Source organism: Leifsonia williamsii, from assembly GCF_030433685.1.
Lineage (GTDB): Bacteria > Actinomycetota > Actinomycetes > Actinomycetales > Microbacteriaceae > Leifsonia > Leifsonia williamsii.
In genome coordinates, this window is sequence record NZ_JAROCF010000001.1 from 1,217,394 (window position 1) to 1,244,343 (window position 26,950).

Annotated in this window: 33 protein-coding genes and 1 tRNA gene; 22 read left to right on the top strand and 12 right to left on the bottom strand. The window is 72.0% G+C overall.

Features of this window, described 5'->3' with window-relative positions; translation table 11 throughout:
• Positions 1-39: 39 nt before the first annotated feature.
• On the bottom strand, positions 40-291 hold the full coding sequence (locus tag P5G50_RS05685) for a hypothetical protein (protein WP_301210368.1): 252 nt from the start codon (positions 289-291) through the stop codon (positions 40-42).
• A gap of 144 nt (positions 292-435) precedes the next feature.
• On the opposite strand from P5G50_RS05685, the gene P5G50_RS05690 reads away from it, so the two are divergent.
• Positions 436-612, top strand: a complete 177-nt coding sequence (locus tag P5G50_RS05690) for a CsbD family protein (protein ID WP_301210370.1) — start codon at positions 436-438, stop codon at positions 610-612.
• Between the two features lie 123 nt (positions 613-735).
• Entirely contained in the window at positions 736-1,110 is a 375-nt protein-coding gene (locus tag P5G50_RS05695) for a hypothetical protein (RefSeq protein ID WP_301210371.1), read from the top strand.
• Here P5G50_RS05695 and P5G50_RS05700 read toward each other — a convergent pair.
• Positions 1,062-2,033, bottom strand: coding sequence for a helix-turn-helix domain-containing protein (locus P5G50_RS05700; protein WP_301210372.1), 972 nt, complete (start codon positions 2,031-2,033; stop codon positions 1,062-1,064). The two genes, P5G50_RS05695 and P5G50_RS05700, sit on opposite strands and share 49 nt — an antisense overlap.
• A gap of 85 nt (positions 2,034-2,118) precedes the next feature.
• On the opposite strand from P5G50_RS05700, the gene P5G50_RS05705 reads away from it, so the two are divergent.
• The 10 genes from P5G50_RS05705 to hpaD all read left to right on the top strand — a co-directional run bounded on the left by P5G50_RS05705 (position 2,119) and on the right by hpaD (position 10,745).
• Complete coding sequence (locus tag P5G50_RS05705; RefSeq protein ID WP_301210373.1) at positions 2,119-2,340, top strand: hypothetical protein; 222 nt, start codon at positions 2,119-2,121, stop codon at positions 2,338-2,340.
• 33 nt (positions 2,341-2,373) lie between these two features.
• Complete coding sequence (locus tag P5G50_RS05710; protein WP_363319454.1) at positions 2,374-3,000, top strand: HAD-IA family hydrolase; 627 nt, start codon at positions 2,374-2,376, stop codon at positions 2,998-3,000.
• A gap of 57 nt (positions 3,001-3,057) precedes the next feature.
• Positions 3,058-3,318 carry a hypothetical protein gene (locus P5G50_RS05715; RefSeq protein WP_301210374.1) on the top strand — a complete coding sequence of 87 codons (261 nt, stop codon included), beginning with the start codon at positions 3,058-3,060 and terminating at the stop codon, positions 3,316-3,318.
• A 57-nt stretch (positions 3,319-3,375) separates the two neighbouring features.
• The gene (locus tag P5G50_RS05720; protein WP_301210375.1) at positions 3,376-3,906 is read left to right on the top strand and encodes a DUF302 domain-containing protein; all 531 of its coding nucleotides are present in this window, start codon (positions 3,376-3,378) and stop codon (positions 3,904-3,906) included.
• Positions 3,907-3,948: 42 nt separating this feature from the next.
• A complete protein-coding gene (locus tag P5G50_RS05725; RefSeq protein WP_435870840.1) occupies positions 3,949-4,665 on the top strand; it encodes an IclR family transcriptional regulator in 717 nt (238 codons plus the stop codon).
• A 68-nt stretch (positions 4,666-4,733) separates the two neighbouring features.
• Positions 4,734-5,519, top strand: coding sequence for a 2-oxo-hept-4-ene-1,7-dioate hydratase (hpaH, locus tag P5G50_RS05730; protein WP_301210376.1), 786 nt, complete (start codon positions 4,734-4,736; stop codon positions 5,517-5,519).
• Positions 5,504-6,328 (top strand): aldolase/citrate lyase family protein, encoded by an 825-nt coding sequence (locus tag P5G50_RS05735; RefSeq protein WP_301210377.1) that lies wholly within the window; start codon positions 5,504-5,506, stop codon positions 6,326-6,328. Before hpaH ends, P5G50_RS05735 begins: the two co-directional genes overlap by 16 nt.
• A gap of 65 nt (positions 6,329-6,393) precedes the next feature.
• The gene (locus P5G50_RS05740; RefSeq protein ID WP_301210378.1) at positions 6,394-7,866 is read left to right on the top strand and encodes a fumarylacetoacetate hydrolase family protein; all 1,473 of its coding nucleotides are present in this window, start codon (positions 6,394-6,396) and stop codon (positions 7,864-7,866) included.
• Between the two features lie 69 nt (positions 7,867-7,935).
• Positions 7,936-9,501, top strand: a complete 1,566-nt coding sequence (gene hpaE, locus P5G50_RS05745) for a 5-carboxymethyl-2-hydroxymuconate semialdehyde dehydrogenase (protein ID WP_301210379.1) — start codon at positions 7,936-7,938, stop codon at positions 9,499-9,501.
• Between the two features lie 110 nt (positions 9,502-9,611).
• Positions 9,612-10,745 carry a 3,4-dihydroxyphenylacetate 2,3-dioxygenase gene (gene hpaD / locus P5G50_RS05750; protein WP_301210381.1) on the top strand — a complete coding sequence of 378 codons (1,134 nt, stop codon included), beginning with the start codon at positions 9,612-9,614 and terminating at the stop codon, positions 10,743-10,745.
• 84 nt (positions 10,746-10,829) lie between these two features.
• Here hpaD and P5G50_RS05755 read toward each other — a convergent pair whose 3' ends face one another.
• The gene (locus tag P5G50_RS05755) at positions 10,830-12,725 is read right to left on the bottom strand and encodes an FAD-binding monooxygenase (protein ID WP_301210648.1); all 1,896 of its coding nucleotides are present in this window, start codon (positions 12,723-12,725) and stop codon (positions 10,830-10,832) included.
• 134 nt (positions 12,726-12,859) lie between these two features.
• On the opposite strand from P5G50_RS05755, the gene P5G50_RS05760 reads away from it, so the two are divergent.
• A complete protein-coding gene (locus tag P5G50_RS05760) occupies positions 12,860-14,089 on the top strand; it encodes an alpha/beta hydrolase family protein (RefSeq protein ID WP_301210383.1) in 1,230 nt (409 codons plus the stop codon).
• Between the two features lie 7 nt (positions 14,090-14,096).
• Here the strand turns inward: P5G50_RS05760 and P5G50_RS05765 are convergent, their stop codons facing one another.
• The 3 genes from P5G50_RS05765 to P5G50_RS05775 form a co-directional block, all read right to left on the bottom strand.
• Entirely contained in the window at positions 14,097-15,266 is a 1,170-nt protein-coding gene (locus P5G50_RS05765; RefSeq protein WP_301210384.1) for a hypothetical protein, read from the bottom strand.
• 122 nt (positions 15,267-15,388) lie between these two features.
• The gene (locus P5G50_RS05770) at positions 15,389-16,261 is read right to left on the bottom strand and encodes an alpha/beta fold hydrolase (protein WP_301210385.1); all 873 of its coding nucleotides are present in this window, start codon (positions 16,259-16,261) and stop codon (positions 15,389-15,391) included.
• 19 nt (positions 16,262-16,280) lie between these two features.
• A complete protein-coding gene (locus P5G50_RS05775) occupies positions 16,281-17,609 on the bottom strand; it encodes a DMT family transporter (RefSeq protein WP_301210386.1) in 1,329 nt (442 codons plus the stop codon).
• A gap of 31 nt (positions 17,610-17,640) precedes the next feature.
• Here P5G50_RS05775 and P5G50_RS05780 point away from each other — a divergent pair, with 31 nt between their 5' ends.
• Positions 17,641-18,198 carry a helix-turn-helix domain-containing protein gene (locus P5G50_RS05780; RefSeq protein ID WP_301210388.1) on the top strand — a complete coding sequence of 186 codons (558 nt, stop codon included), beginning with the start codon at positions 17,641-17,643 and terminating at the stop codon, positions 18,196-18,198.
• A gap of 58 nt (positions 18,199-18,256) precedes the next feature.
• On the opposite strand, the gene P5G50_RS05785 is transcribed toward P5G50_RS05780, so the two are convergent.
• Positions 18,257-18,329: transfer RNA gene (locus tag P5G50_RS05785), tRNA-Arg, on the bottom strand.
• A gap of 81 nt (positions 18,330-18,410) precedes the next feature.
• The gene (locus P5G50_RS05790) at positions 18,411-19,187 is read right to left on the bottom strand and encodes a dienelactone hydrolase family protein (RefSeq protein ID WP_301210389.1); all 777 of its coding nucleotides are present in this window, start codon (positions 19,185-19,187) and stop codon (positions 18,411-18,413) included.
• A gap of 269 nt (positions 19,188-19,456) precedes the next feature.
• Between P5G50_RS05790 and P5G50_RS05795 the strand changes: the two genes are divergently transcribed.
• The 7 genes from P5G50_RS05795 (at position 19,457) to P5G50_RS05825 (ending at position 24,098) form a co-directional block, all read left to right on the top strand.
• On the top strand, positions 19,457-19,750 hold the full coding sequence (locus P5G50_RS05795; protein ID WP_301210390.1) for a GNAT family N-acetyltransferase: 294 nt from the start codon (positions 19,457-19,459) through the stop codon (positions 19,748-19,750).
• A 13-nt stretch (positions 19,751-19,763) separates the two neighbouring features.
• Positions 19,764-20,753 (top strand): quinone oxidoreductase family protein, encoded by a 990-nt coding sequence (locus P5G50_RS05800; RefSeq protein ID WP_301210391.1) that lies wholly within the window; start codon positions 19,764-19,766, stop codon positions 20,751-20,753.
• Positions 20,754-20,987: 234 nt separating this feature from the next.
• Positions 20,988-21,356: a hypothetical protein gene (locus P5G50_RS05805; protein WP_301210392.1), complete on the top strand. Its 369-nt coding sequence runs from the start codon at positions 20,988-20,990 to the stop codon at positions 21,354-21,356.
• 46 nt (positions 21,357-21,402) lie between these two features.
• A complete protein-coding gene (locus P5G50_RS05810; protein WP_301210393.1) occupies positions 21,403-21,615 on the top strand; it encodes a hypervirulence associated TUDOR domain-containing protein in 213 nt (70 codons plus the stop codon).
• Between the two features lie 62 nt (positions 21,616-21,677).
• Entirely contained in the window at positions 21,678-22,055 is a 378-nt protein-coding gene (locus P5G50_RS05815; RefSeq protein WP_301210394.1) for an META domain-containing protein, read from the top strand.
• Positions 22,052-23,419, top strand: coding sequence for a glutamate decarboxylase (gene gad, locus P5G50_RS05820; protein ID WP_301210395.1), 1,368 nt, complete (start codon positions 22,052-22,054; stop codon positions 23,417-23,419). Before P5G50_RS05815 ends, gad begins: the two co-directional genes overlap by 4 nt.
• 22 nt (positions 23,420-23,441) lie before the next feature.
• Positions 23,442-24,098, top strand: coding sequence for a YrhK family protein (locus P5G50_RS05825; protein WP_301210396.1), 657 nt, complete (start codon positions 23,442-23,444; stop codon positions 24,096-24,098).
• Here P5G50_RS05825 and P5G50_RS05830 read toward each other — a convergent pair.
• Both P5G50_RS05830 and P5G50_RS05835 read right to left on the bottom strand, forming a co-directional pair.
• Positions 24,073-24,354: a hypothetical protein gene (locus P5G50_RS05830; protein ID WP_301210397.1), complete on the bottom strand. Its 282-nt coding sequence runs from the start codon at positions 24,352-24,354 to the stop codon at positions 24,073-24,075. The genes P5G50_RS05825 and P5G50_RS05830 overlap by 26 nt on opposite strands.
• A 50-nt stretch (positions 24,355-24,404) precedes the next feature.
• A complete protein-coding gene (locus P5G50_RS05835; RefSeq protein WP_301210398.1) occupies positions 24,405-25,382 on the bottom strand; it encodes an SDR family NAD(P)-dependent oxidoreductase in 978 nt (325 codons plus the stop codon).
• A 75-nt stretch (positions 25,383-25,457) separates the two neighbouring features.
• Between P5G50_RS05835 and P5G50_RS05840 the strand changes: the two genes are divergently transcribed.
• A complete protein-coding gene (locus tag P5G50_RS05840) occupies positions 25,458-26,066 on the top strand; it encodes a DUF2231 domain-containing protein (RefSeq protein WP_301210399.1) in 609 nt (202 codons plus the stop codon).
• Positions 26,067-26,123: 57 nt separating this feature from the next.
• On the opposite strand, the gene P5G50_RS05845 is transcribed toward P5G50_RS05840, so the two are convergent.
• Entirely contained in the window at positions 26,124-26,390 is a 267-nt protein-coding gene (locus P5G50_RS05845; RefSeq protein WP_301210400.1) for a hypothetical protein, read from the bottom strand.
• Between the two features lie 3 nt (positions 26,391-26,393).
• Positions 26,394-26,858, bottom strand: a complete 465-nt coding sequence (locus P5G50_RS05850; protein ID WP_301210401.1) for an Hsp20/alpha crystallin family protein — start codon at positions 26,856-26,858, stop codon at positions 26,394-26,396.
• Between the last annotated feature and the right edge of the window lie 92 nt (positions 26,859-26,950).

Consider the following 26,950-nt stretch of genomic DNA (forward strand, 5'->3'; position numbering starts at 1 on the left):
GGTTGACGACGGACGTCGCCCGGACGGCTGGGAGGCCGGTCAGGCCGCCGTCGGCTGAGCCGTGGTGGCCGACTCCGCCGGCCCGCGCCACGCGCCGTAGACCGCGCGCCGGGCGGCGGAGAGCGAGCGGAATGTGCCCAGGTCCTCGCTGGTGCTGCCGTTGGCGACGAAGCCCTCGTCGGTCTCCTCGACCATCCCCACATAGGCGGTGGGGGTGGCGGCGACCCACAGGCAGGCGACCGGGCTGCTCCAGGTGAGCAGCTCGACGTCCGGGAGGTCGGGGAGGGTCATGTGTCGATTACACCGTGCGGCCTCCGGATGCCCCAAACGCAAGGAGGGGGTTGATTTCCCACCTGGTGCGTGCAGCCTGGACGCGCCCCTGCGGCGGTGGGAGCTTGAGATGGACCGTATGAACCACGACGGAAGGAAGCGCTAATGGGGCTCGACGACAAGATCGAGAACGCCGGCGAGAAGTTCGGCGGAGAGGCCAAGGAGTCGGCGGGCAAGGCCACCGGCAACGAGCGACTCGAGGCCGAGGGCAAGGGCGACCAGATGAAGGCCGACCTGAAGCAGGCGGGCGAGAAGGTGAAGGACGCCTTCAAGCGCGACTGACTCCCGACGTCAGACAGAGGACCGGCGACGCCTGCGGGCGGTGCCGGTCCTTCGTCGTTGACGGGCATCGTTCACCTGACGTCCACCTACCCTTCACCGCGCTCCCGGAGTAGCTTGCGTCGCATGGGTGACCGGATGGAGCGAGCCCGGGCGCGACGCAGGGTGGCGAGCGGGATCGTGCTCGGCCTCCTGGCGCTCGTGGGAACCGTCGCGATCACGATCGCCATCCCGACGCAGGGCGAGAACCCGCGGGCGTGGGGGACCGTGGGCTGCGGCATCGTGACGGTCTGGCTGTGCGCGCGGCTGGCGCAGCGCAACCGGCTGCTGCTGCGGCATTACCGCGGCGAGGACCTCCCCGAGCCGCCGCGGGAGGCGCACCCGTACGAGGCGGCCGCCGAGCGGAGGAGGGGAGTGCACCTCCATCTCCACGTGCACAGGGTGCACGGGACTCACACCGCGGCGGTCGCCTCCGGGGTGCGCGCGAAGGACGCGCGGTAGCGGGTCGGCGGCACCCCGACCTCCGCGTCGAAGTGGTGCCGCAGCAGCGTCGCGCTGCCGAAGCCGCACTGCCTGGCCACCTCGTCGATCGGCAGCGACGTGGTCTCGAGCAGGAGCCGGGCGTGCAGGATGCGCTGGGTCGTCAGCCACTGCATGGGCGGCACGCCCGTCTCGGCGACGAAGCGGCGCGAGAAGCTGCGGGTCGACATGTGGGTGCGGCGGGCGAGCGCGGCCACCGAGTGGCTCTCGTGGAGGTTGCCGCTGAGGTAGTCGATGAGCTCGCTGAACGTCTCGTCGGAGCAGTCGGAGACCGGGCGCTCGATGTACTGCCGCTGCCCGCCGTCGCGCTGCGGCGGGACGACCATGTTGCGCGCGATGGTGTTGGCGACCGCGCTGCCGAGCTCGCGGCGGACGAGGTGCAGGCACGCGTCGATGCCCGCCGAGGTGCCGGCGCTCGTGATCACGGTGCCGTCGTCGACGAACAGCACGTCCGGGTCCACCTGCGCCGCGGGGAAGCGGCGCTGCAGGGCGTTCGCGTAGCGCCAGTGCGTCGTGCACTCCCGGCCGTCGAGCAGGCCGGCGGCGCCGAGCACGAACGCGCCGGAGCAGACGCTGAGCAGGATGGCGCCGCGGGCGTCGGCGCGGCGCAGCGCCTCCAGCAGCTCCTCGGGGTACTCGTCGCGGATCGTCGCGGCCGGCACGCAGATCAGGTCGGCGTCCTCCATCGCCTCCAGCCCGTACGGCGCGATGAGCTGGACACCGCGCGCGTTGTCGACGGGCTCGCCGGGGTGGAGGGAGCAGACGCGGAAGTCGAACGGCTCGAGGTTCGCGTAGCTGCGGTCCAGCCCGAAGACCTCGCAGACGACGCCGAACTCGAACATGGCGAACTCGTCGATGACGGGCACCGCGACCTTCTTCAACATGCCGTCAGTGTACTGGCCGTATCTTTGCGAAGAAAGACCCTCAGCCATCTCGTGGCATGATCTTTTCGTTCGTAACGTGAGTGTCATGGCAAACACGACCTGGGCACAAGGCATGGAACACGGCTGGGTGGCCCGCCCGGCTCGCACGAACGGCGGGGAGCCGATCCGCGCCGCACACCGGCGCTTCGTCCTGAGCGACTGGCTCCCAGCGGCGATCGCAGCCCGCGGAGGGCGCGTCACCCGCGAGACCGACCGCGCGCTCGCGGATCTGCGCGCGGCGCAGGACGCCCGCTCGATCGGGCGGTGACGGAGCGAAGAGGCGGCTGGCTAGGCTGAGTCGGTGGACATCAGCGCATCCGGCTTCCTCTTCGACATGGACGGCACGCTCGTCGACTCGACGCCCGTCGTGGAGGCGGTGTGGACCGCGTTCGGCGAGCGGCACGGCGTCGACGCGGCCGACATCCTGGCGTACTCGCACGGACGGCAGGCGATGGACACGATCGTGCGCTTCCTGCCCGACGCCTCCGCCGAGGAGCGGCTCGCCATCGCGCAGGGGCTCGTCGCCGAGGAGCTGACCCGCACCGACGGCATCGTCCAGATCGGCGGCGCCGTCGCCCTGCTGGAGGAGCTGGAGGCGCTGGGCGCGCCGGTCGCGGTCGTCACGAGCGCGCCGCGCGAGCTCGCGGTGGCACGCCTTGAGGCGGCGGGACTGCGCGTGCCCGACGTGCTGGTCAGCGCGGAGGACGTCGAGCGCGGCAAGCCCGACCCGCAGGGCTACCTGCTCGCCGCCGAGCGACTGGGCGTCGCGATCGGCGACTGCGTGATCTTCGAGGACGCCGAGGCGGGGGTGGCGGCCGCCGTCGCCTCGGGCGCGCGCGTGTTCGTCGTGGGCGACCTCGCGACCGCGGGCACCGAGGGCCTGGAGCGGCTGCCCGACTACGTCGGCGTGCGCGCAGCCCTGCGCTAGCCTCTAACGCCCCCGGGCCCCTTGCCCCGCCTCCCGCACGCGTGGATGGTGGGAGGCATGGAGCACGACACCCACGAGGACAAATCGACCGTGGCCGAGCGCCTGACCGGCGTCCGCGACCCGAAGGACCCGGACGGCCTGCTCACGGTCGAGCAGGACGCGGACCGGCCGGACCCCTCCCGCTACGGCACGCCGGAGACCGACACGCTGGCACGCGAGCGGGCGCACTACGAGGCCGTGCGCGCGCGGGTGGAGGCCGGCGAGGAGCGCAGCATGCCGCGCCCTCCGGAGAAGCGCGGCGTCACCGCCCTCGACTGACCGGCTTCCACGCGGGCGCGTCGGCCGGTGCGGGGCCGCCCGCGCGAGAATGGCTGGATGGCCTACAACGCGACCGAGCGCAACATCCCGCTGTCGGTGAATCGCATCGAGCTGGAGGCCGAGGCGCCCTTCGAGACGCTGCGCCGCGCCTTCGAGGCCGAGGTCCCTCCGCTCGACACCGACCACCTGCGCCGGCTGCTGGACCAGGGCGCCGAGTGGAGACGGATCGCCGCCGAGACAGCCGGTGACGGCATCCACCGATTCGTGCGGTTCTGGTCGGACTCCGTCACGCCGGTGATGCGCGTCGGGGGCGCGGACACCCCGAGCGCCGCCTACCTGATCGGCGACTACGCGACCGCGGCGCGGATGTTCCGGCACGACGCGGGCGTGATGCTCTACACGCCCATCCGCGTCGAGCTGCACGCCCTGCGCAACGGCCGCACGGTGCTGTCGGTCGACCAGCCGAGCACGCAGCTCGCGGGCTTCGGCAGCAACAAGATCACCCAGGCCGCCTTCGAGCTGGACCGCATGCTCGGCGACCTCCTCGAGGAGCTGGGGCTGCCGCGGCCCGAGCGGTTGCGGCTCTGAGCGGCTCTCCAGCGGGGGGGGGGGCGTTCTATAGTCGAACACGTGACCGCCGCCGCTCCCACCCCCGACTCCGGCCCGCCGCTGCAGACGCTCTCGCGCGGCATCCGGATGCTGGAGGTGCTGGCCGACGCGGGCGAGCCGCTCACCATCGCCGAGACCGCGGCCCGGCTCGGGCTGCACCGGTCAATCGTTTACCGGCTGCTGCGGACGCTGGAGGAGCACGGGCTCGTCGTGCGGGACGCCGCCGGCGCGATCCAGCTCGGCCCGCGGATGGCGACGCTGGCGCGCTCGGTGTCGCACGACCTCCAGTCCGCCGCGCTGCCGCAGCTCACCGCTGTCGCCAACGAGCTGTCGATGACGGCGTTCCTCGCGGTCCTCGACCGGCACGACGTCGTCACGCTGGTCTCGGTCGAGCCGGCGCGCGCGCACGCGACCGTGGCCCAGAAGCCGGGCACGCGGCATCCGCTCGCGTCGGGCGCGCCGGGCATCGCCATCCAGTCAGCGCTCACCGAGGCGCAGTGGAGCGCGCTTCCCGAGGAGCATCCGCGGCAGGAGGCTGCAGAGACCCGGGCCCGCGGATACGCGACCAGCCACGACGAGGTGATCCCCGGCCTCGCGTCGGTCGCCGTGCCGCTCGCCCTGCCGCGGCAGCCGGTGGCGGCGCTCGCCGTGGTCTACGTGGCGAACGGCCGCGACCCCGAGTCGATCGGCGCCCGCCTGCTCGCCGCCGCCTCCGCGGTAGCCGCCTCCCTCCGCTGACCCGGGCCTGGTAGCGTGGACGGCGGATCGTATACGAAACGACCATACGGACCACGAGGGAGTATCCGGTGCTCGACAGCTCCACCATCCAGGACATCGCCGACGAGCTCGCCGCCGCCGAGCGCGACCGCAGCACCGTGCCCCTGCTCACCGCGCGGCATCCCGGCATGACCGTCGAGGACTCCTACGCCGTGCAGCGGGTCTGGGTCGAACGGGGGCTGGCCGCGGGGAGGCGGCTCGTCGGGCGCAAGATCGGCCTCACCTCCAAGGTCATGCAGCAGGCGACCGGCATCACCGAGCCGGACTACGGCGCGATCTTCGCCGACATGGTCTACGAGACCGGTGCCGTCATCCCGTTCGACCAGTACTCGAACGTGCGGATCGAGGTGGAGCTGGCCTTCGTGCTCGCCCGGCCGCTCGAGGGCCCGGACGTGACCCTGTTCGATGTGCTCTCGGCGACCGAGTACGTGGTCCCGGCGCTCGAGATCCTCAGCTCGCGCATCGAGCTGCAGGGGCGCACGATCGTCGACACCATCTCCGACAACGCGGCGATGGGCGGCATGGTCGTCGGCGGGAGGCCGGTCGCGCCCGACGCGGTCGACCTGCGCTGGGTGGGCGCGCTGCTCTACCGCAACGAGACCATCGAGGAGTCGGGCGTCGCCGCGGCCGTGCTGAACCATCCGGCCTCCGGGGTCGCCTGGCTCGCGAACAAGCTCGCGCAGCACGGCAGCCGGCTCGAGGCGGGCGACATCGTGCTCGCCGGATCGTTCACGCGCCCGATGTGGGTCGAGCGCGGCGACACCATCCACGCGGACTACCGAGACCTGGGAGCCATCACATGCCGTTTCGTCTGAACCCCGGTGCGCACGAGCCGGCGCCGAGCCTCGCCGACCGCCTCCGATCCGCCGAGCGCACGCAGTACGGCATCTGGGTGTGCTCGGGCAGCCCGCTGAACGCCGAGATCTGCGCGGGAGCCGGGCTCGACATCGTGCTGATCGACGGCGAGCACTCGCCGATCGGCCTGGAGACGACGCTCGGGCTTCTGCAGGCGGTGGCCGCGTACCCGGTCGCGCCGCTCGTGCGGGCGCCGATCGGCGACACCGTGATCGTGAAGCAGCTGCTCGACCTGGGTGCACAGAACCTCCTCATCCCGATGGTGAACTCGGCGGAGGAGGCGGAGGCGATGGTGCGCGCCGTGCACTACCCGCCGCGCGGGGTGCGCGGGGTCGGCAGCGCGCTCGCCCGGTCGTCCCGCTGGAGCCGCATCGACGACTACCTCGCCCGGGCCGGCGACCTGGTGTCGCTGTTCGTGCAGATCGAGACGGTGGAGGCGGTCGCAGCCGCCGCGGACATCGCCGCCGTGGAGGGCGTCGACGGCCTGCTCGTCGGCCCGGCCGACCTCGCGGCGTCCATGGGGCTGCTCGGGCAGCAGAGCCACCCCGACGTGGTCGCCGCGGTCGAGAGCGTGATCGCTGTGGGGGCCGAGGCCGGCAAGCCGGTCGGCGTGAACGCGTTCGACCCGGAGGTGGCCGAGCGCTACGCGGCGGCCGGAGCGGCGTGGGTGCTCGTGGGGGCCGATGTCGCACTGCTGGCGCGGGCGTCGGAAGCGCTCGCGGCGCGGTTCGTGGGCGATGCAGGGCCGGAGGGGCGTGCCAGCTACTGAGCCCGGCTCCTGACCCCTGCTACCGAGCATTGTCGAACCGCGCGGGATCGTATACAATCTCGGATATGGTCAGCGCCGACAGCTCCGGACTCCCGATCGCCCGCCCCGGCAAGATCATCGCGGTCCACCTCAACTACCGCTCGCGCGCGGCGCAGCGCGGTCGCACGCCGGCCACGCCCTCCTACTTCTTCAAGCCGTCGTCGTCGCTGGCCGCCTCGGGCTCGTCGCTCGAACGGCCCGCCGGCACCGAGCTGCTCGCCTTCGAGGGCGAGATCGCGCTGATCATCGGCCGGCCCACCCGGCGCGTCGCGCCGGAGGAGGGCTGGGCCGCCGTGTCGGGCGTCACCGCCTCCAACGATTTCGGCGTCTACGACCTGCGTGCGGCGGACAAGGGTTCGAACGTGCGCTCGAAGGGCGGTGACGGCTTCACCCCCGTCGGCCCTTCCGTGCTCCCGGCCGAGGGGATCGACCCGGGCGCGCTGCGCGTCCGCACCTGGCTGAACGGCGAGGTGGTGCAGGAGGCGACCACCGACGACCTCCTGTTCCCGTTCGGCCAGCTCGTCGCCGACCTCTCGCAGCTCATGACGCTGGAGCCGGGCGACCTCATCCTCACCGGCACGCCGGCGGGCTCGTCGGTCGCGCAACCCGGCGATGTGGTGGAGGTGGAGGTCGACGCGCCGACCGCTCCCGGCTCCCCGACCACCGGCCGCCTGGTGACGCGCATCACCGAGGGCACCGTCCCGTTCGGCGACTTCGGAACGAAGCCTGCGGCCGACGACCACCAGCGTGCGGAGGCGTACGGCACGACTCCTGAGCCTGCCTGGCGCCTCACCGACGACCTGCGCGCCGGGCTCGCGTCCGTCGCCACCGCCACGCTCAGTTCCCAGCTGCGCAAGCGCGGGCTGAACGATGTCTCGATCGACGGCCTCACCTCCACCCGGCCCGACGCGAAGGTGATCGGCACGGCGCGCACGCTGCGCTACATCCCGCACCGGGAGGACCTCTTCGCCTCGCACGGCGGCGGCTACAACGCGCAGAAGCGCGCCTTCGACTCCGTCGGAGCGGGCGAGGTGCTCGTCATCGAGGCGCGCGGCGAGCGCGGCAGCGGCACCGTCGGCGACGTGCTCGCGCTGCGCGCCCAGGTCAACGGCGCCGCGGGCATCGTGACCGACGGCGGCGTGCGCGACCTGGCCGTTGTCGCCTCCCTCGACATCCCCACCTATCACAACGGCCCGCACCCCGCGGTGCTCGGCCGCCGGCACGTGCCGTGGGAGACCGACGTCACCATCGCCTGCGGCGGTGCGGCCGTGCAGCCGGGCGACGTGATCGTGGGCGACGCCGACGGCCTCCTCGTCATCCCTCCGCACCTCGTCGAGGAGGTCGTGGCCGACGCGATCGAGCAGGAGGCCGAGGAGGAGTTCATCGCCGAGCGGGTCGCCGCCGGCGAGCGGGTCGACGGCCTCTTCCCGATGAACGCCGCGTGGCGGGAGCGGTACCGCGAGTGGCGCGACCGCCGTGACGCCCGCCCCCAGGACTGAACGAACCGGCCCCGAACGAACCGGCCCCGGACGAACCACCTCCGACCGAACCACCGAAGGAGAGCGCGCATGTCGCAGCAGACAGCCGTCACCACCCACCACATCCCCGAGGATCTGCCGACGCGCATCCAGCACTTCATCGACGGGGCCTTCGTCGACAGCGTGTCCGGCGCGACCTTCGACGTGCTCGACCCGGTGTCGAACGAGATCTACGCGACCGCGGCCGCCGGGCAGAAGGAGGACATCGACCTCGCGGTGGCCGCCGCGACCCGCGCCTTCAAGCAGGGCCCGTGGCCGCGGATGAAGCCGCGCGAGCGCGCCCGCGTGCTCAACCGGATCGCGGACGCGGTGGAGGCGCAGGACAAGCGGCTCGCCGAGCTCGAGACCTTCGACACCGGCCTCCCGATCACGCAGGCGCTCGGCCAGGCGCAGCGCGCGGCCGAGAACTTCCGGTTCTTCGCCGACCTGATCGTGGCGCAGTCCGACGACGCCTACAAGGTGCCCGGCAGCCAGCTCAACTACGTCAACCGCAAGCCGATCGGTGTCGCGGGCCTGATCACGCCGTGGAACACGCCGTTCATGCTGGAGAGCTGGAAGCTCGCCCCGGCGCTCGCCTCCGGCTGCACGGTCGTGCTCAAGCCGGCCGAGTTCACGCCGCTGTCGGCGTCGCTGTGGGCGGGCATCTTCCGCGACGCGGGCCTCCCCGACGGCGTGTTCAACCTCGTCAACGGCCTGGGGGAGGAGGCGGGAGACGCGCTCGTGAAGCACCCGGACGTGCCGCTGATCTCGTTCACCGGCGAGAGCCGCACCGGGCAACTCATCTTCGGCAACGCGGCGCCGTACCTGAAGGGCCTGTCGATGGAGTTGGGCGGCAAGTCGCCCGCGGTCGTGTTCGCCGACGCGGACCTCGACGCCGCGATCGACTCCACCCTGTTCGGCGTCTTCTCGCTGAACGGAGAGCGCTGCACCGCCGGCTCCCGCATCCTGGTCGAGCGGCCGATCTACGACGAGTTCCTCGCGCGGTACGCGGAGCGGGCGAAGAACATCGTCGTCGGCGACCCGCACGACCCCGCGACCGAGGTCGGCGCGCTCGTGCATCCCGAGCACTACGAGAAGGTCATGTCGTACGTCGAGCTGGGCAAGCAGGAGGGCCGGCTCCTCGCGGGCGGTGGCCGTCCGGAGGGGCTCGACACCGGCAACTACGTCGCGCCGACCGTCTTCGCCGACGTCGCGCCCGACGCGCGCATCTTCCAGGAGGAGATCTTCGGCCCGGTCGTCGCGATCACGCCGTTCGACTCCGACGTGGAGGCGCTGGAGCTGGCCAACGGCGTCAAGTACGGTCTCGCCGCGTACATCTGGACCAACGACCTCCAGCGCGCCCACACCTTCGCGCAGAGCGTCGAGGCGGGCATGGTGTGGCTGAACTCGCACAACGTCCGCGACCTCCGCACCCCGTTCGGCGGCGTGAAGGCGTCGGGGCTCGGCCACGAGGGCGGCTACCGCTCGATCGACTTCTACACCGACCAGCAGGCGGTCCACATCACCCTGGGGCCGGTGCACACGGCTCGCTTCGGCGCGACCCCGCATCGGCCGGAGGAGGCGGAGGAGGCCGCCGAGGACGCCGGCGACGCCTGACCCTTCTCCCCAGCCACTCGACCGCACCCACTCGACCGCACCCACTCGACCGCACCCACTCGACCGCACCCACTCGACAGCACTCACTCGACGAAGAGGAACGCACCACCATGACGATCACCCCCGGCACCCCGGAGCCCGTGACCACCGCCGGCGACCCCATCCCGGCTCCCACCGACCCCATCCCCACCTCGAAGGCGACCCCGCCGGATGTCGTGCGCTGCGCCTACATGGAGCTGGTCGTCACCGACCTCGCCGCCAGCCGCGAGTTCTACGTCGACGTGCTCGACCTCGTCGTGACCGAGGAGGACGAGAACGCGGTGTACCTGCGCAGCATGGAGGAGTTCATCCACCACAACCTCGTGCTGCGCAAGGGCCCGGTCGCCGCGGTCGCCGCCTTCGCCTATCGGGTGCGCACGCCCGAAGACCTCGACCGGGCTGTCGAGTTCTACACCGAGCTGGGCTGCCGGGTCGAGCGCCGGGCGCAGGGCTTCACGAAGGGGGTCGGCGACTCCGTCCGTGTGGAGGACCCGCTCGGCTTCCCGTACGAGTTCTTCTACGAGGTGGAGCACGTGGAGCGCCTCGCCTGGCGGTATGACCTCTACACGCCGGGCGCGCTCGTCCGGATCGACCACTTCAACCAGGTCACGCCGGACGTGCCTCGCGCCGTGAAGTACATGGAGGACCTCGGCTTCCGGGTCACCGAGGACATCCAGGACGAGGCCGGCACGACCTACGCCGCGTGGATGCGCCGCAAGCCGACCGTGCACGACACCGCGATGACGGGAGGCGACGGGCCGCGGATGCATCACGTCGCGTTCGCCACCCACGAGAAGCACAACATCATCGCGATCTGCGACAAGCTCGGCGCCCTCCGCCGCTCCGACTGCATCGAGCGCGGCCCGGGCCGCCACGGCGTCTCCAACGCGTTCTACCTGTACCTGCGCGACCCCGACGGCCACCGCGTCGAGATCTACACGCAGGACTACTACACCGGCGACCCCGACAACCCCGTCGTCACCTGGGACGTGCACGACAACCAGCGCCGCGACTGGTGGGGCAACCCGGTCGTGCCGTCCTGGTACACGGAGGCGTCGCTCGTGCTCGACCTCGACGGCAATCCGCAGCCGCTCACCACCCGCACGGACGACTCTGAGATGGAGGTCACCATCGGCGCCGACGGCTTCTCGTACACGCGCAAGGGCGACGAGGCGCAGGGCTTCAAGCTGGGCGCCCAGGTCTGAACCGCCGAGTACGCGCATAATCGAGCGAAAACCGCCGAGTACGCAGACAGTCTGCGTACTCGGCGGTTTGCTGCTGGCGGGAGACTACGAGACCGTCGCGGCAGAGTGGATCGGGGCGAAGAAGCCGGCCAGGGCGTCGGTCGCGTCCAGCGGCAGCACGTGCGCGACGTACTGGTCGGGGCGCACCACCACGACGGCGCCGGCGCGGTCGACGCCGCGGAGGTGGAAGATGTCGTCGCCGGGGCGGGTCGCGTACACCTTCTCGTAGTCGATCAGGCCGAACGGGCCGGTGCGCGGGAGGAACACCTCCGGCACGGCGCCGAGGTCGACCTCCGTGTGGTCCTGCTGGTACACCACTTTCACGTCGAACCAGGCGTCGAGGTCGGCACCGGCCGGGGTCGCGGCGAGCGGTGAGGCGGAGGAGGTGAGCAGCCAGTCCGCCAGCGCGGCGGTCGGCGTGCCCTCGCGAGCGGCGGGCGCGGCGTCGGCGAAGACGTAGATGCGCCAGCGTCCGTCGGCGCGGGCGTGGTGGCCGAGGTGCAGCGGGTTGGTGTCGCAGACGCGCTCCACGACGGCGGACTTGAAGCGCTTGCCGATCGGGAAGCCGGTCGCGAGCGCCTGGTGCTCCGCCGCGCCGACGATCAGCGACGGCGCGTACTCGGTCATGAACCCGGCCGGGAACTCGGCCGTGCGCACGTAGAACTCCTCCAGCTCCGACGGGTCGTCGAACTCCTCCGGCTTCTTGGCCATCATCGACGACCACTGCTTGTCGAAGTCGATCAGGTTCTTCGCGACGACCTGACGCTCGGCCGAGTAGGTGGCGAGCAGCGACTCGGGGGAGCGCCCCTCCAGCACGTGGCCGAGCTTCCAGCCGATGTTGAAGCCGTCCTGCATCGACACGTTCATGCCCTGGCCCGCCTTCGCGCTGTGCGTGTGACAGGCGTCGCCGGTGATGAAGACGCGCGGAGTCCGTGTGCCGAGCTCGGTCGGCAGCACGTCGTCGAAGCGGTCGGTGAGCCGGTGCCCGACTTCGTAGACGCTGTGCCAGGCGACGTTGCGCACGTCGAGCGTGTACGGGTGCAGGATGTCGTTCGCCTTCGCGATGATCTGCTCGATCGTCGTCTGCCGCACGGCGCCGTGATCGTCTTCCGGCACCTCGCCGAGGTCGACATACATGCGGAACAGGTGGCCGCCCTCGCGGGGGATCAGGAGGATGTTGCCCGCCTCCGACTGGATCGAGCACTTGGTGCGGATGTCCGGGAAGTCGGTCACGGCCAGCGTGTCCATCACGCCCCAGGCGTGGTTCGCCTGGTCGCCCGCGAGGTGGCAGCCGATCGACTCCCGCACCTTGCTGCGGGCCCCGTCGGCGCCGACCACGTACTTCGCGCGCACGACGCGCTCCTCGCCCTCGTGCTCGCCCGCGGTGTGCGCGAGTGTGACGGCGACCGGGTACTCGGCGTCGTCGTCCACGACCAGTCCGCGGAACTCGTAGCCGTAGTCGGGCGTCAGCCGCCCGGGCGCGTTGGCGGCGTACTCGGCGAAGTAGTCGAGCACGCGGGCCTGGTTCACGATCAGGTGCGGGAACTCGCTGATCCCGGTCGGGTCGTCGACGGCGCGAGCGGCGCGGTGGATGCGGGAGGGGTCGGCCGGGTCGGGCTTCCAGAACGCCATCTCGGTGATGCGATACGCCTCAGCGGTGATCCGCTCGGCGAAGCCGAACGCCTGGAACGTCTCCACGCTGCGGGCCTGGATGCCGTCGGCCTGGCCGATCGCGAGCCTCCCCGGCCGCCGCTCCACCAGTCGCGTGACGACGCCGGGGAACATGGCGAGCTGGGCCGCCGCGATCATGCCGGCAGGCCCGGAGCCGACGATCAGCACGTCGACCTCGTCGGGCAGCTCGGCGGGGCGGTCGAGGCCGACGCCCGCTGCCGGCTGCACCCGGGGGTCGCCGGACACGTAACCGTGGTGATGGAACTGCACACGAACTCCCTTGTTCATTATGCGAACATCATGTTCTGATATCGCTCACTCATGGTACGGCGAGCGGAGGAAGGCGGGCAACCTCCCTCCGACGAGGGCTGGCGGGCGGAGGGGGTGGTCGGCAGAGTGAGTCCATGAGCCACGCCAGCAGCGCCTTCGCCACCGGTTTCTCGCCCAACCCCGACTTCGACTTCGACCTGCGCGTGGTGCTCGGCTCGGCCGTGGAGCGCGCGGCCGACCCTGGCGAGGTGCTCGCCGCGACCGCGGCCGTGCACAAGGGCGACCACCCCGGCTGGTTCGCCGCCTGGCGGGATCTGGGGAGGCGAGCGAAGGCCGTCGGCGACACCGCCTCCGCCGCGGGTCACCGCGTGAGCGCGGCCGAGGCGTACCTGCGTGCCGCCAACTACTTCGGTGTGGCGGTCAACGCCGTCAGCGGTCTGAAAGACGAGAGCGAGCTCCTCCCGGCGTTCCAGGCGACCAGGGAGGCGTGGGAGGCGTTCGTTGCGCACACGAGCGCGAACGTCGAGACCGTGGCGATCCCGTACGAGGGCACGACGCTGCCGGGCTGGTTCTTCCGCGCCCCGGCCGAGTCCGCGCAGGGCGACTCAGCCCCCACCCTCGTGACGGTCAACGGGAGCGACGGCTCGCTCGCCGCGCTGTGGGCGGCGAGCGGCGCCCCGGCTCTGCGGCGCGGCTACAACGTGCTCCTGTTCGACGGCCCCGGCCAGCAGTCGATGCTGTTCGAGCGCGGCGTGCCGTTCCGCCCCGACTGGGAGAAGGTGCTGACGCCCGTGTACGACGCCGTGGCCGGCTACGACGGCGTCGACGCCTCGCGCATCGCCGTCTACGGCATCAGCCAGGCCGGCTACTGGGTCTCACGGGCGCTGGCTTTCGAGCACCGCTTCGCCGCCGGCATCGTGGACCCGGGGGTGGTCGACGTCTCCGCCTCCTGGACGGCGCACATGCCGAAGAACATGATCCGGCTGCTCGACGAGGGCGAGGACGAGAAGTTCGACCGCGACATGGCGATGGGCATGAAGTTCTCGACCGAGCTGTCGAGCACCTGGCAATTCCGCGCTCGCCCGTATGGGACGACGGGCTATGCGGAGACGCTGGAGGCCGTCCGGCAATACACGGTCGAGGAGGTCGCGGCGCAGATCACGACGCCGCTGCTGATCACCTCGCCCGAGGACGAGCAGTTCTGGCCGGGCCAGCCCGAGCGGCTCGCGGAGCTCACCTCCGGCGTCTCCACGCTGCTCCCGTTCACCGCGGCCGAGGGCGCCAACTACCACTGCGAGCCGCTGGCCCGCGGACTGACCGCTCAGTGCATGTTCGACTGGCTGGACGAGCGGGTGGGGCGCTGACCGCCGGTCAACGGCACTGGCCGGCGACCGCGATCTGCTCGTCGGACGGCCGGCCGTACGCCTCGATGCCGGCGCCGCCCGTATCGAAGCCGAGCGAGATGGCCCAGGCGGTCGCCCACATCTCGTCATCGCGGTTGAAGACAGGGCCCTCGAACAGCGGCTTGCACTCCGGGCGCACCACCTGAGCGTGGCCGACCTCATGGGTGATCAAGGCCTTCGCGTCCACGTCGCCTCGTGCGAAGCCGTCCTGCACGCTGTAGTTGAGATCGATCGTCGCCCAGCCTCCGTCGGTCTCGTTGTACTGCGTCGTCCCCGAGTACCAGCCGTCGCCGAGGCCGCTGACGAGCTGGTGGTATTCGACGTCGAGCGTGACGCCGTGGGCGATCGATCGCGCGTACTCCTCGATGCGCGCCCGCACGGGGTACGCCGGGTCCTGCTTCGCCGCCTCACCTGCGGCCTGGGAGGCGTTCACGGCGTCGATCGTCGACATGATGCGCAGGAGGCCGGACCCGCCGAACTGCGCCGACATCACCCCCGACGCGCCTGCGTCGATGGCGTGGCGGAGCTCGATGCGGCTTGCATAGGTGGAGGAGCTGTCGGCGGAGAGCACCTGCTCGCCCTGGCTCGCGAGCACCTTGTAGACGGCGGTCGTAGCCGATGACAGGGTTCGCACGGCGGCGTCCAGGGTCCGCGCGTCCGCCTTGTACGCCTTGGTCTCGGCGGACTCTCGCCGCGTGATCGCCTCCGAGCGCTGGGTGCGGTCGAGGATGGTCCAGGGGAGGAGGTCGGGAAGCGGTGCGACGTGCGGCTCCTCGAACGGCGCGTACGTGAGTCCCTTGCTCGTTTCCGCCACCGTCGCGTGGGCATCGCTGAGCGCCTTCGCGGTCGCCTCTGGCAGGTAGGCGGGGCGCGGTTGTGCCGCATACGCCTCCAGCGACGAGAGGGCCGCGTGGGCCTTGTCGAGTGCCGAGCCGCGCACGTCCGTGGCGGCGGACAACGCGGCGGACGCGCGGGCGAGATCGCGGTCGGTCGCGGCTGTGACCGTGCGCGCGAACGACTGCCAGCCGAAGACGGCGCCCACGGCCGCGGCGACGATCACGATGGTGAAGGCGGTCGCTACGACCCACCGGCGCCGGCGCTCGACGATGACGACCTCCGTGACGGCGTCGTTCTCCACGGCATGCTCCCCCTCCAGGGAGTGCGTCGCCGTTGGCTGCGGGCCCTGGTCCTCGATCCGACCGCACGCCGATCCGAGCGTGCTCGTCGTTCATTATGACGGCGAGCGGGTCGTCCTCGTGCTCACATCACGCCGCGGAAGAAGCCGATCAGGGCGTCCGCAAGCGCGTCAGGGGCCTCCTCGGCGACGTGGTGCCCCGATTCGATCCCGTGCCCGCGCACGTCGTCCGCCCAGTCGCGCCAGATCGTGAGTGGGTCGCCGAAGAGCCGCTCCAGGTCGTCGCGCAACGACCAGAGCACGAGCAGGGGAGGCTGCAGCCGGCGCCCGGCCGCCCGGTCCGCCTCCTCGTCGGCACGGTCGATCGTGAGCCCGGCCCGGTAGTCCTCGAGCATCGCGCGGACCACCTCGGGGCGGTGCACGGCCTCCCGCCGCTCGGCGAAGTTCTCCGGTCCCATCGCGTCGGGGTCGCCGCCGTACCAGGCGTCCGGGTCGGCCGTGATCACGCGCTCGGGCGTCTCCGGCTGCGCGAAGAAGAACCAGTGGAACCACTCCGTCGCGAACTCCGGCGTGATGCGGTCGAGGTGCTCCACGATAGGGAGGCAGTCGAGCAGTGCGACGCTCCGCACGGCCTCCGGATGGTCCATCGCGAGGCGGAAAGCCGCGTAACTGCCGCGGTCGTGGCCCACCAGCCGGAAGGTCTCGTGGCCGAGCGAGCGCATGAGGGCGAGCACGTCCTCCGCCATCGCCCGTTTCGACGCCTGGGAGTGGTCGGGCCGCGGGGCCGGCGCGATCGACCGGCCGTAGCCGCGGAGGTCGGGGACGACGACCCGGAAGCCGCGCGACGCGAGCAGGGGCGCGACGCGATGCCACGTCGCGCCCGTGCGCGGGTGGCCGTGCAGCAGGACGAGCGGCTCCCCGCCGGCGTCGCCGCCCACGCGCACGTGCAGCGTCGCGTCGCCGACCGGGACGTCGTCGACCGTGAAGCCGTCGAACATGCCTACCGTGCGGGTCTGGTCAGACCTGCTCGCGGAGGTTGCGCGCGATCGACTCGAGCGACTCCTCCAGGGCCTCCTGGATGCCGTCGTGCTCGTGCGTCGTGTGGATGGTCAGCTCGGCCGCGTCGTCGGTGAGCCGCAGCGCGCCGTGGTACTCGTGCGGACCGGGCGCCGACCAGCGCACCTCGCGTGCGGCGTTGTCGACGTCGAACTCGGCCTCGGAGGTGACCGTCTCGTCCTCGCCGTCGCGGTCGACATCGACCTGCGCGGTGGTCTCGACCTTGCCGTCGGGGAGCTCGTGGGCCTGCGTCATCCGCGGGAAGTAGGCGGGCAGGTTCTCGGGGTTCGAGATGTAGTCGAAGTACAGGTCGGCGTCTCCGTCGAGCGGCCGGGTGGCGGTGTAGGTGGGCATGCCGCGACCGTACGCCGGGTCGGCGGAGTCCGGGAGGGGCCTCCCGGCGCTCGCTTCTGCTCGCCGCTTCTTCGGCTGCAACTCGCTGACGATGACGCCGGCGACGATCAGCGCGGCGCCGAACACGGCGACCAGGGGGAGGCGGTCGCCGGCGAGCCGCCCGATGATCCCGCCCCACACCGGCTCGCCGGCGTAGATGATCGTCGCGCGCGTCGGCGACACCGACCGCTGTGCCCAGTTCATGGTGAGCTGGATGACGCAGCTCGCGACGCCGAGCCCCACCGCGGGCAGCAGCCACGCCCACGAGAACGCGGGAGCGGCCTCCCCGACCAGCGGCATGACGGCGAACCCGAGCACCCCGGCCACGAGGAGCTGCACGACCGTCACCCGCCGCACGTCGGCGATGCGCGCGAACGCGCTGATCAGGATGATCTCGGCCGCGATGGGCAGGGTGCTGATCAGTGTCACGACCTCGCCCTCGCCGAGCCCGATGCGCACCGCGTCCGGCCCGGCGAGCAGCAGCAGCCCGAGGAACGCGAGCGCGACGCCGACCAGCGTGAGCGCCCGCGGCGCCCGCCGCAGCACGATCCACTGCAGCAGCGGCACGAGCGGTACGTAGATCGCGGTGATGAACGCGGAGGTGCTGCTGCTGACGGTCTGCAGCCCGTGTGTCTGCAGGCCGTAACCGAGTGTGATGGTCACCCCGATCGTGGCCCCGGCGCCGAGGTCGCGCCAGCGCATCCCGCGCAGGGCCCGGTGGAACAGAGCAGCGCTCAGCAGCCCGGCCACGAGGAAGCGCAGCCCGACGAAGAACCACGGTCCGCTGTGCTGCATCGCCAGGTGCACGATCAGGAACGTCGCGCCCCAGAGCGCGGTGATCGCGATGAGGGCGAGCTCCTGCCGGGAGAAGCGGATCGCGCGGAGCCTGTGCAGCATAATGCACATCCTATGGTGCAGAATGATGCACATGCCAGTTCATGACGGCGACTCCGGCGTGCTCGCGCACGTTGCCGGCAACGTCCGCCGCCTCCGCCAGGAGCGGGGCCTCAGCCAGGCGACCCTCGCCGAACGCTCGGGGGTCAGCCGCCGCACGATCATCAACCTGGAGGCGGGGGAGGCCAACGTCAGCCTCTCGGGCCTCGACCGGGTCGCCGACGCCCTGAGCACCCGATTCAGCGCCCTCGTCGCCGAGCCCTCGGCTCCCTCCACCGCGATCAACGCACTGGCCTGGCGGGGAGCCGGACCCGAGAGCTCAGCCTCCCTGCTCGGCTCGGCGCCCGCATTGTCGGAGGCGCAGCTGTGGTCGTGGTCGCTCTCACCCGGCGACCGCTACCACGCCGAACCCGACCCGGCCGGCTGGCACGAGCTGCTGCTGGTCACCTCCGGCCGCCTCCGCCTCGAACTGGAGGACGGGGAGACGCTGCTCGGGCCCGGTGACCACGCGATCTACTCCAGCGCCCAGCGGTACGCGTATGTCGCCGTGGGGGAGGAGGCGGTGCGGTTCGTGCGGGTGGCTGTGTCCTAGCCCGGACACGACAAAAGCCCCGGCTCTCGCCGGGGCTTTCACACTGTCTCAACCAGTGTGCGCCACGAGGGATTCGAACCCCCAACCTTCTGATCCGTAGTCAGATGCTCTATCCGTTGAGCTAGTGGCGCGTGACCCGCTTGCGGGCCGCATACGAGCCTACATGATCGCTTCCCCGACCGCCAATCGACCCGGGCGGCCGGCGCCGCCGCTCATGCGAACACCTCGTCGAGGAAGCACACCAGCGCCCGCCAGCTGCGGGCGTCAGCGACCGGTCGGTAGTTGTCGCCGCCGGGGATGGTGAAGGCGTGCGGTGCGCCCGCGTACGTCGTCACCTGCCAGTCGACGTGCGGGGCGCCGCGCAGCTCGCCCTGGAAGGCGGCGACCGCGCTGTCGGGGACCACCGGGTCCGAGCCTCCGGTCAGCACCAGGAGGGAGGCGGCGATCGCCGCCGCGTCGGACGGATCGTGCGCGATCAGGCCGCCGTGGAACGACACCACGCCGCGAGCCGGAGCCCCGGTGCGCGCGAATTCGAGCGCCGCGGTGCCGCCGAAGCAGTAGCCGATCACGGCGAGGCGGGCGGGGTCGACCGCGGGATGCTGCTGCAGCCAGCTGAAGCCTGCCGCCACCCGGGCGCGCAGCAGGGAGAGGTCGCGGTAGTAGCGGCCGGCCTCCGCCGGAGCCGCGTCCCCGGTCGGGCGGACGCCCGCGCCGTACAGGTCGGCCGCGAACGCGACGTAGCCGCGCCGGGCCAGCATCTGCGCGCGCATGCGGACGTTGTCGCCGACGCCGTGCCAGTCGTGGAGGATGAGGACCGCCGGCCGGCGCTCGTCGGCCTGCACGTCCCTGGCGAGGTAGCCCTCGAGCGGGGTGCCCTCGTGCTCGTAGGCGACGGTCTCGGTGTCGATGACGGAGTGCTCGCCCAGCGGCACGTGCTCGAGCAGTGCCTGGTGGGCGGGGGAGAGGGCGGGCGACGGGCGGTCTGACACGGAACGCGGCTCCAGGGTCGACGTCGTCGGCGGCGGGCGCCACCGACGGCCGGCCGTGCTGCGGCGTCGCGGATGCGCGCGGGAACCACGGGTGCAGTCGGGTTCCTGCATCGCCACACTATCCCGCCGCGGCCGCCGGGCAGCCGTCGAGTACGCGGATTCTGCGCGTACTCGACGGTTTTCGAACGAATTCGCGCGTACTCGGCGGCAGCGCGGAGGGGGTGGGGGAGGGGGTGGGGGAGGGTGCCGCGCGGACGTACCATGGGCGCATGGCCACCGAGTTCAGCAACGAGACCGACGCGAACCGCTACGCGATGCGCATGGACGGTGAGCTCGTCGGTGTGCTCGACTACCGCATCCTCGGCGGCTCCATCTCGCTGACCAGGGCCTTCACCGCTCCGCATCGGCGCGGCCACGGCTACGCGGCGCAGCTCGTCGAGTACGCGGTCGACGACATCGAGCGTCGAGGCGACCTCACGGTGGTGCCGATGTGCTGGTACGTCGCCGACTGGTTCGACGCGCATCCCGAGCGCTCGGGGCTGCTGCAGCGGCGCGCCGGCTGACCCCGGCCGGCCGATGACGACACGGCGGGTCGCCCGCGTCTCCCGCTTCGGCGACGTGGGCGCCATGGTGCTGGCGGACGAGTGGATGCGGGCCCCGCGCGGCACCGAGGTGGAGGTGCGTGTCACCCATGCCTCCCTCGGCTCCACCGACCTCTTGGCGCGGCGGGGCGGTTACGTCCTGCAGCCGATGCCGGGCTTCGTCACCGGCTACGACTTCGTCGGCGTGCTCGAGTCCGAGTCGGCCGTCTCGGTGGCGCTGGGTCTGCGGGCGGGCGCGCGGGTGGTGGGGACGCTCCCGCGGATGGGCGCGCACGCGACCCGACTGGTGCTGTCACCGACCTTCCTCGTGGCGCTGCCGGAGGGCCTCGACCCGGCGGTCGCGGCGACGCTGCCCCTCGACGCGCTGACCGCCTCCCGTGCGCTCGCGCTCGCCGGCCCGGCGCGCAGCCTGCTCGTGCAGGGCGCGTCCGGAGCGGTCGGGTCGCTCGCGGTGCAGCTGGCCCAGCGGGTAGAGCGCACCATCGTCGGCACCGCCTCCGCTCGCAGCCGCGACGTCGCCGCCGCTCTCGGCATCCCGCTGGTCGACTACACGAAGCCCGACTGGCCGGCCGCCGTGCGCGCGCAGGCCGGAGGAGCGGTGGAGGCGGCGATCGACCACACGGGCTCCCCGCTGGTCCGCGAGGCCCTCGCGCCCGACGGCATCCTCGTCCACACGGCCTTCGTCGGCCGGCCAGGGCACGAACGCGCGGACTCGCTCCGCGGCGGGCTCGCTGCCGCCAGGAACCGGCGATCACAGCCGCGGGAGGCTGTCGTCAGCATCCCCACGTTCGTGCTGCGCCGCCGGCCCGAGTACCGGCGGGTGCTCACTGGCCTGCTCGCCGACGCGGCGGAGGGCCGGCTGGCGGCTCCCGAGCCCGTGGTCGTGCCGTTGGGCGAGGTGTGGGATGCGCACCGGGCGGCGGAGGCGGCGACCCCCGGGACCAAGGTCGTGCTCGCGCCGTAGCGTCGGGCCCGGAGCATCGGGACAGGCGCACCGCGGCGCCCGGACCCTCCGCATGGGGATGGATCGACTCCACCCCCACGCGGTTGCGGGTAAGACGGCCGGCCCCTCGACGCCCCCTGAGCGCGGATGACGGGCACGGCTGACCCTCCAGGGTAACCGCGGAGTAGACGGTCCAGTCAACCGACAGACGTCGGGCATGCCCGCAGGCCCACTGCCGTCGCTATGCTGCGCGCCATGAGCACGAAGAGCAGGCAGGCGCCGCGGCGCGAGGAGACCCTGGAACTCGGCAGCGCGCACAGGGGGCTGTGGGGAGCGTTCGCGGGGCTGATCGTGGCCGTGCTGATCGCCTACCCGCTGTCGGCGAGTGTCGCGTTCGCGACCCATCCGGCGACGCAGAAGCTGTTCGGCGGGAGGCTGGAGGGGGCGTCGTCCGCCGGGTACGCCGCGTTCTGGTGGGTGATCGCGCTCGGCTGCCTGGCGCTGCCGTTCCTCGTCGGCTTCGGGATCGCCCGGATGTCCGGCCGCACGCTGCTGATCATCGGCGGGGTCGTCGTGGTGTTCCTGATCCTCGTGCTAGTACTCGGGCAGGTGTTCGCGTTCTGAGGCCCACCCCTCGCGCATCCACCCCGATGCGCGTTGGCTGGCGGGCATGACGAAGAAGCTGAAGAAGGGCGACCACGTGGAGTGGTCGTCGCACGGCACCGACGTGCCCGGCGAGGTCGAGCGCGAGATCACGAGCGAGACGGACGCCGGCGGGCGGCACGTGAAGGCGTCGGAGGACGACCCGCAGTACCTCGTGAAGAGCGACACGAGCGGCAAGGAGGCCGTGCACAAGCCCGGCGCGCTGCACAAGAAGGGCTGACATACCGTCTTGCCGCACCGCTCCCGGCGTGCATAGCATCGCGCACGTCGAGGGGAGCAGCCATGCGGCGGTACGCGTCGAAGGCGCCGGGAGCGGTCGCGCTCGCGATCACCCTCCTCGCGCTCGGGGGCTGCGCCGGCACTCCGAGCGGGCACGCCGTCGTCGGGGAGTGGGGGTCGACAGCGACCGGCCAGCCCCATCTGACGATCGAGGACGACGGCACCTTCAGCGGCTCCGACGGGTGCAACAGCCTCTCGGGCAACGGGCAGATCGACGGGGACGAGATCGACTTCGGCTCCATCACCTCCACGCTGAAGGCCTGCGAGGGCGTCGACGAGTGGCTCGCCAAGGCGGCCACCGGCAACGTGAAGGGCGACACCATGACCGTCCTCGACGACTCCGGCGCGACCATCGGAACGTTGAAGAGGGAGGGGCCATGACCACGCTGACCGACCGGACGGCGGCCCCGCCGCCTCCCGACACCCCCGCGTACACCGGCCGCCTCTCGCGTCATCGGCCGCCGGATCGGCTGCCCGATGACCCGGTCGCCGCGGAGAGCGCCTACCGGCTGATCCACGACGAGCTGCTGCTCGACGGCAGTTCGCGGCTCAACCTCGCGACCTTCGTCACGACGTGGATGGACCCGGAGGCCGCCACGCTGATGGCCGAGGCGTTCGACAAGAACATGATCGACAAGGACGAGTACCCGGCCACCGCCGAGATCGAGCGGCGCTGCGTCGCCATCGTCGCCGACCTGTTCCACGCCGAGCCAGGGACGCCGACCGGGGCCGCGACCATCGGGTCGAGCGAGGCGGTCATGCTGGCCGGGCTGGCGCTCAAGTGGCGCTGGCGCGCCCGGCGGGGGCTCTCACGCGGCGGCTCGCCGAACCTCGTGCTCGGCTCGAACGTGCAGGTCGTCTGGGAGAAGTTCTGCCGGTACTTCGACGTGGAGCCGCGCTACCTCCCCGTCGCGCACGACCGGTATGTGATCACGCCCGAGCAGGTGCGCGACGCGGTCGACGACGACACCATCGGCGTCGTCGGCATCCTCGGCACCACCTACACCGGCGAGCTGGAGCCGATCGCCGAGATCTGCGCCGCACTCGACGCGCTCGCCGCGTCGGGCGGGCCCGACGTGCCGGTGCACGTGGACGCGGCCAGCGGCGGGTTCGTCGTTCCGTTCCTCCACCCCGACCTGGAGTGGGACTTCCGGCTGAAGCGGGTCGTCTCGATCAACGTGAGCGGCCACAAGTACGGGCTGGTGTACCCGGGGATCGGCTTCGTGGTCTGGCGCTCGCCGGAGCACCTCCCCGAGGACCTCGTCTTCAAGGTCAACTACCTCGGCGGCGACATGCCGACCTTCACCCTCAACTTCTCGCGGCCGGGCAACCAGATCATCGGGCAGTACTACAACTTCGTGCGGCTCGGCCGGTCGGGGTACACGGCGGTGATGGAGGCGCTGCGCGACACCGCGCTGCTCATCTCGGGCGGCCTGGCGGAGGAGCCGGCGGTGCGGATCATCACCGACGGCAGCGCGATCCCCGTGATCGCCTTCGCCATCGACGACGATGCCGGCTACACCGTCTTCCAGGTGTCCCACGAGCTGCGCGCCCGCGGCTGGCAGGTGCCCGCGTACACGATGCCGCCGGACGCGCAGGATCTCGGCGTGCTGCGGATCGTGGTGCGCGACGGCTTCAACGCCGACCTGGCGAGCGACCTCGTCCGCGACATCCGCGCGGTGTGCGCCGAGCTCGCGGCGCCGGAGCCGGCGTCGTCGCGGCAGCGGTCGCACTTCGCGCACTGAGTCCTGGCAGGGGAGCGCGGCGATGGCCCGGGGCAGGAGCGTGCGCGCCCGGGTCGAACCCGCGGCCTTCGCGCTCGGTTCGGCCTGCTTCGCCGTCGCCGCCATCCCCGTGCTCGCCGACGCGATCGGCGCCATCGCCACGAACGCGATCTTCTTCGCCGGCTCCGTTCTGTTCACCACCGGCGCCGCGCTGGAGCAGACGCGCGTCGGCTGGTCGCCGCGCCGCTCGGAGCCGCTCGACTGGTGGGCGTCGGCGGTGCAGCTGCTCGGGACCCTGTTCTTCAACGTCAGCACGGCGGTGGCGCTCGCCGCGGCGGTTCCCGCGGGAGCGCAGGGCGGCACGGGATGGCGGCCGGACGTCTTCGGATCGGCCTGCTTCCTGCTCTCCTCGGCGCTCGCCGTGCGCGCCGCGCGGCTGCCGGAGGGGCGCTCGAGGGAGGCGCGCAGCCCCGACGAGCGCCGGGAGGCGGCGCTGAACTTCGCGGGCTCCGTGCTGTTCGGGATCTCCGCGGTCGGCGCGTTCATCCGGCCCGCGACCGGTCAGGAGCTGAGCGCGTCGTGGACCGACCTCGGCACGTTCGGCGGGGCGCTGCTGTTCCTCGCCGCAGCGGGGATGAGTGGAGGCTGGACCGCCGGGCGCGGCGCGGACCGGCTCAGAGATCGTCCATCGAGCCGATGACGACCGGCACGCACTCCGAGAAGCTGTAGCGCAGCAGCACCGGCCATTCGCTCGAGTCGCTCAGGTCGAAGACGTCCATGACGGCCGCTCCGCCGATGTGCGAGGGCAGGCGCAGCTCGAACGGCGGCTCGCTCGTGCGCTCGAACTCGATCTCGAACGCCAGGTCGCCGCGCTCCAGGACGGCGAGGACCGTCTCCATCGGCTCCACCTCCTCACGCAGGACCGCTGCCGGCTTGCTCCAGGAGTACCCCCTCACGCGCCGGCCACAACCCCTCGCGCCCGGGTCGGGCCGGGCGGTTCCTGCCGCTATGCGGACGACGAACGCCGCATAGCCCGTGCGACGAGGGCGACGGCTCCGGCGGCGGTCGCCAGCCCGACGAGCGTGCGGCGGGTCTGCGCGCGCCGCCCGTGCCACCCGCCGGTGATCGAGCCGGGAGCGGGGGACGGCTCGAACAGGTTGCCGGAGTGCGGCCGCTCGGTCGTGCGCTCGAACTGGCCGGCGGCGGTCTGCGCGGCGATCGCGGCCTCCACCGACCGCGGGTGGCGCTGGTGCCGGCGCACGAGCATGCCGCCGGCGACGGTCACGTCGCGCTCCCGCCGTCGCGGGTTGTGCAGGGCCGACAGAATGGTGCGCACGGCCGCGTGCACCGGGTAGACGGGCGGCAGCGCCCGGACGGCGCGGCCGGTGTGGTTGCCCGAGTGCTGGAAGATCGGGGTGTCGAGCGCGGGAGGCTTCACGGTCACGACCCGCACGTGCGAGCCGGAGAGCGCGAGCTCGGCGGCCAGACTGCGGCCGAAGGCGATGACGGCCGCCTTCGACATGGAGTACGGCGAGCTGAACGGCTGCGGCACCTCGCCGAGGATCGAGGCCACGTTGACGATCACGCCGCGGTCGCGCGGCAGCATCCGCGCGAGGGCGCTTCTGGCGCCGTTCGCGTACCCGTGCACGTCGACGTCGATGACGCGGGCGAACTCCTCGGGAGGCAGCTCCCAGAACCGGCCGTAGGAGCTGACGCCCGCCGCATTGATCCAGTAGTCGATGCGCCCGAACCCGCGCTCCGCCGACTCGGCGGCGCGCTCCAGCGCTTCGGCGTCAGCGGTGTCGGCGACGGCGACGGCCGCCTCCGTGTGGTGCGTGCGGCAGAGGGAGGCGACCTCCTGCAGGGAGGCGTCGCGGCGCCCGACGAGCACCAGCCGGGCCCCGCGCTTCGCGAGGGCGATGGCGGTCGCACGGCCGAGACCGCTGGACGCGCCGGTGATGACGGCGACGGGGCTGTGAGTCATGCGCGGGACGCTAGCCCGGCGGAGGGAGGCCGCCCAGCCCTTGACTTGACGGCGCCGGAGGGCAGCATTCGTGCCATGAGCGCACCAGCATCCCCGTCAGCCGGACAGGACCCCTTCGGTCGTCAGGAGCCCGTGCCCGATGCCGCCGTGAACGCCCCAGGTGTGCTCGGGAGCCGCGCGGGCGACCCGGCCGCGGAGGCCCGTCTGCGCGCCGCCAAGCGACCGCGCAGCGTGATCGCCGGGCCGTACGGCCACCCGTTCCACGCCACGGCGATCACCATCCCGATCGGTGCGTGGACCGCCGCGATCGTCTTCGACATCGTCGGCCTGGTCGGCGCCGCGCCCGACGCCTTCGCGACGGGGGCGCTGTGGCTCGTGGTCATCGGCGTCATCGGGGCGGTCCTCGCGGCCGTGTTCGGACTCCTGGACTTCTCCAAGATCGCCCGCGGCACGAAGGCGCACCGCACGGCCCTCGCGCACCTCAGCCTCAATACGGCGGCCGTCATCCTGTTCGCCGTCAGCATCCCGGTGCGGGCCGCGGCCGACGGCCCGAGCGTCGGCGGCTTCGTGCTGTCGCTGATCGGCTACCTGATCGTCGGGGTCTCCGGGTTCCTCGGCGGGGAGCTGGCGTACCGCCACGGCGTGCGCGTCGCCGACGAGACGGATCAGGTGCGGGCCTACTGACGCGCTGCAGGCGCGGGACCCGAGCGGTCCCGCGCCCGCAGTCGTTCCGCCCCGCCCTCAGAACGCGATGCCGAGCGGGCGCGCCGCCTCCGCCAGAGCGGGGGTGACGACCTCCACGAGCAGCAGCGCGCAGCCGACGAAGAGCAGCGCCAGGGCGGTGCCGGAGGCCGCCAGTCCCGCGGCGAGCCGCAGGGCGTCGGAGCGGCGGATCGTGCGTCGCAGCGCCTCTACGCGGCGCCGGATTACGGTGCGGAGCCCGGTGCGGAGCCCGGCCGCGACCTCCGTCAGCCTCTCGGTCGAGAGCGGTGAGGGCAGAGCGGTCATGGGTTACGCGGTCACCTCCTTCTGCGCGTCTCCCGACTCGCGCGCCGACATCACGCGGTCGCCGTGGTCGCGGACCGACTCGACCGCGATCTTGCGCGGCTTGGCCCGCTCGGCGATCGGGATGATGACGCTCAGCACGCCGTTGTCGTAGGTGGCGCTGATGCCGTCGGTGTCGACGTCGTCGCCGATCGTGAACTGCCGCATGTAGGCGCCGAACGGGCGCTCCTGCACCAGCCAGCGGGTGCTGTCACGACCGCCGGCCGAGCGCTGTGCCCGCAGGGTCAGCAGGTGGCCGTCGACGTCGATGTCGACCGAGCCCGGGTCCACGCCCGGAAGGTCGGCACTGAGGATGTACTTGTCGCCCTCGCGGAACAGGTCGACAGGCATCATCCGCGGTTGGCGGCTGGTGTCGAAGACGCTCTGCGCGATCCGGTCCAGCTGGCTGAACGGGTCGAACGACATGGCCATGATGTGATCTCCTTCCTGCGATCTGAGTGTGTGCGCGGGATGGAGACTCCGCTGATCGGCGGAGGTCATCTCCATCGATTGCAGTAGATTTT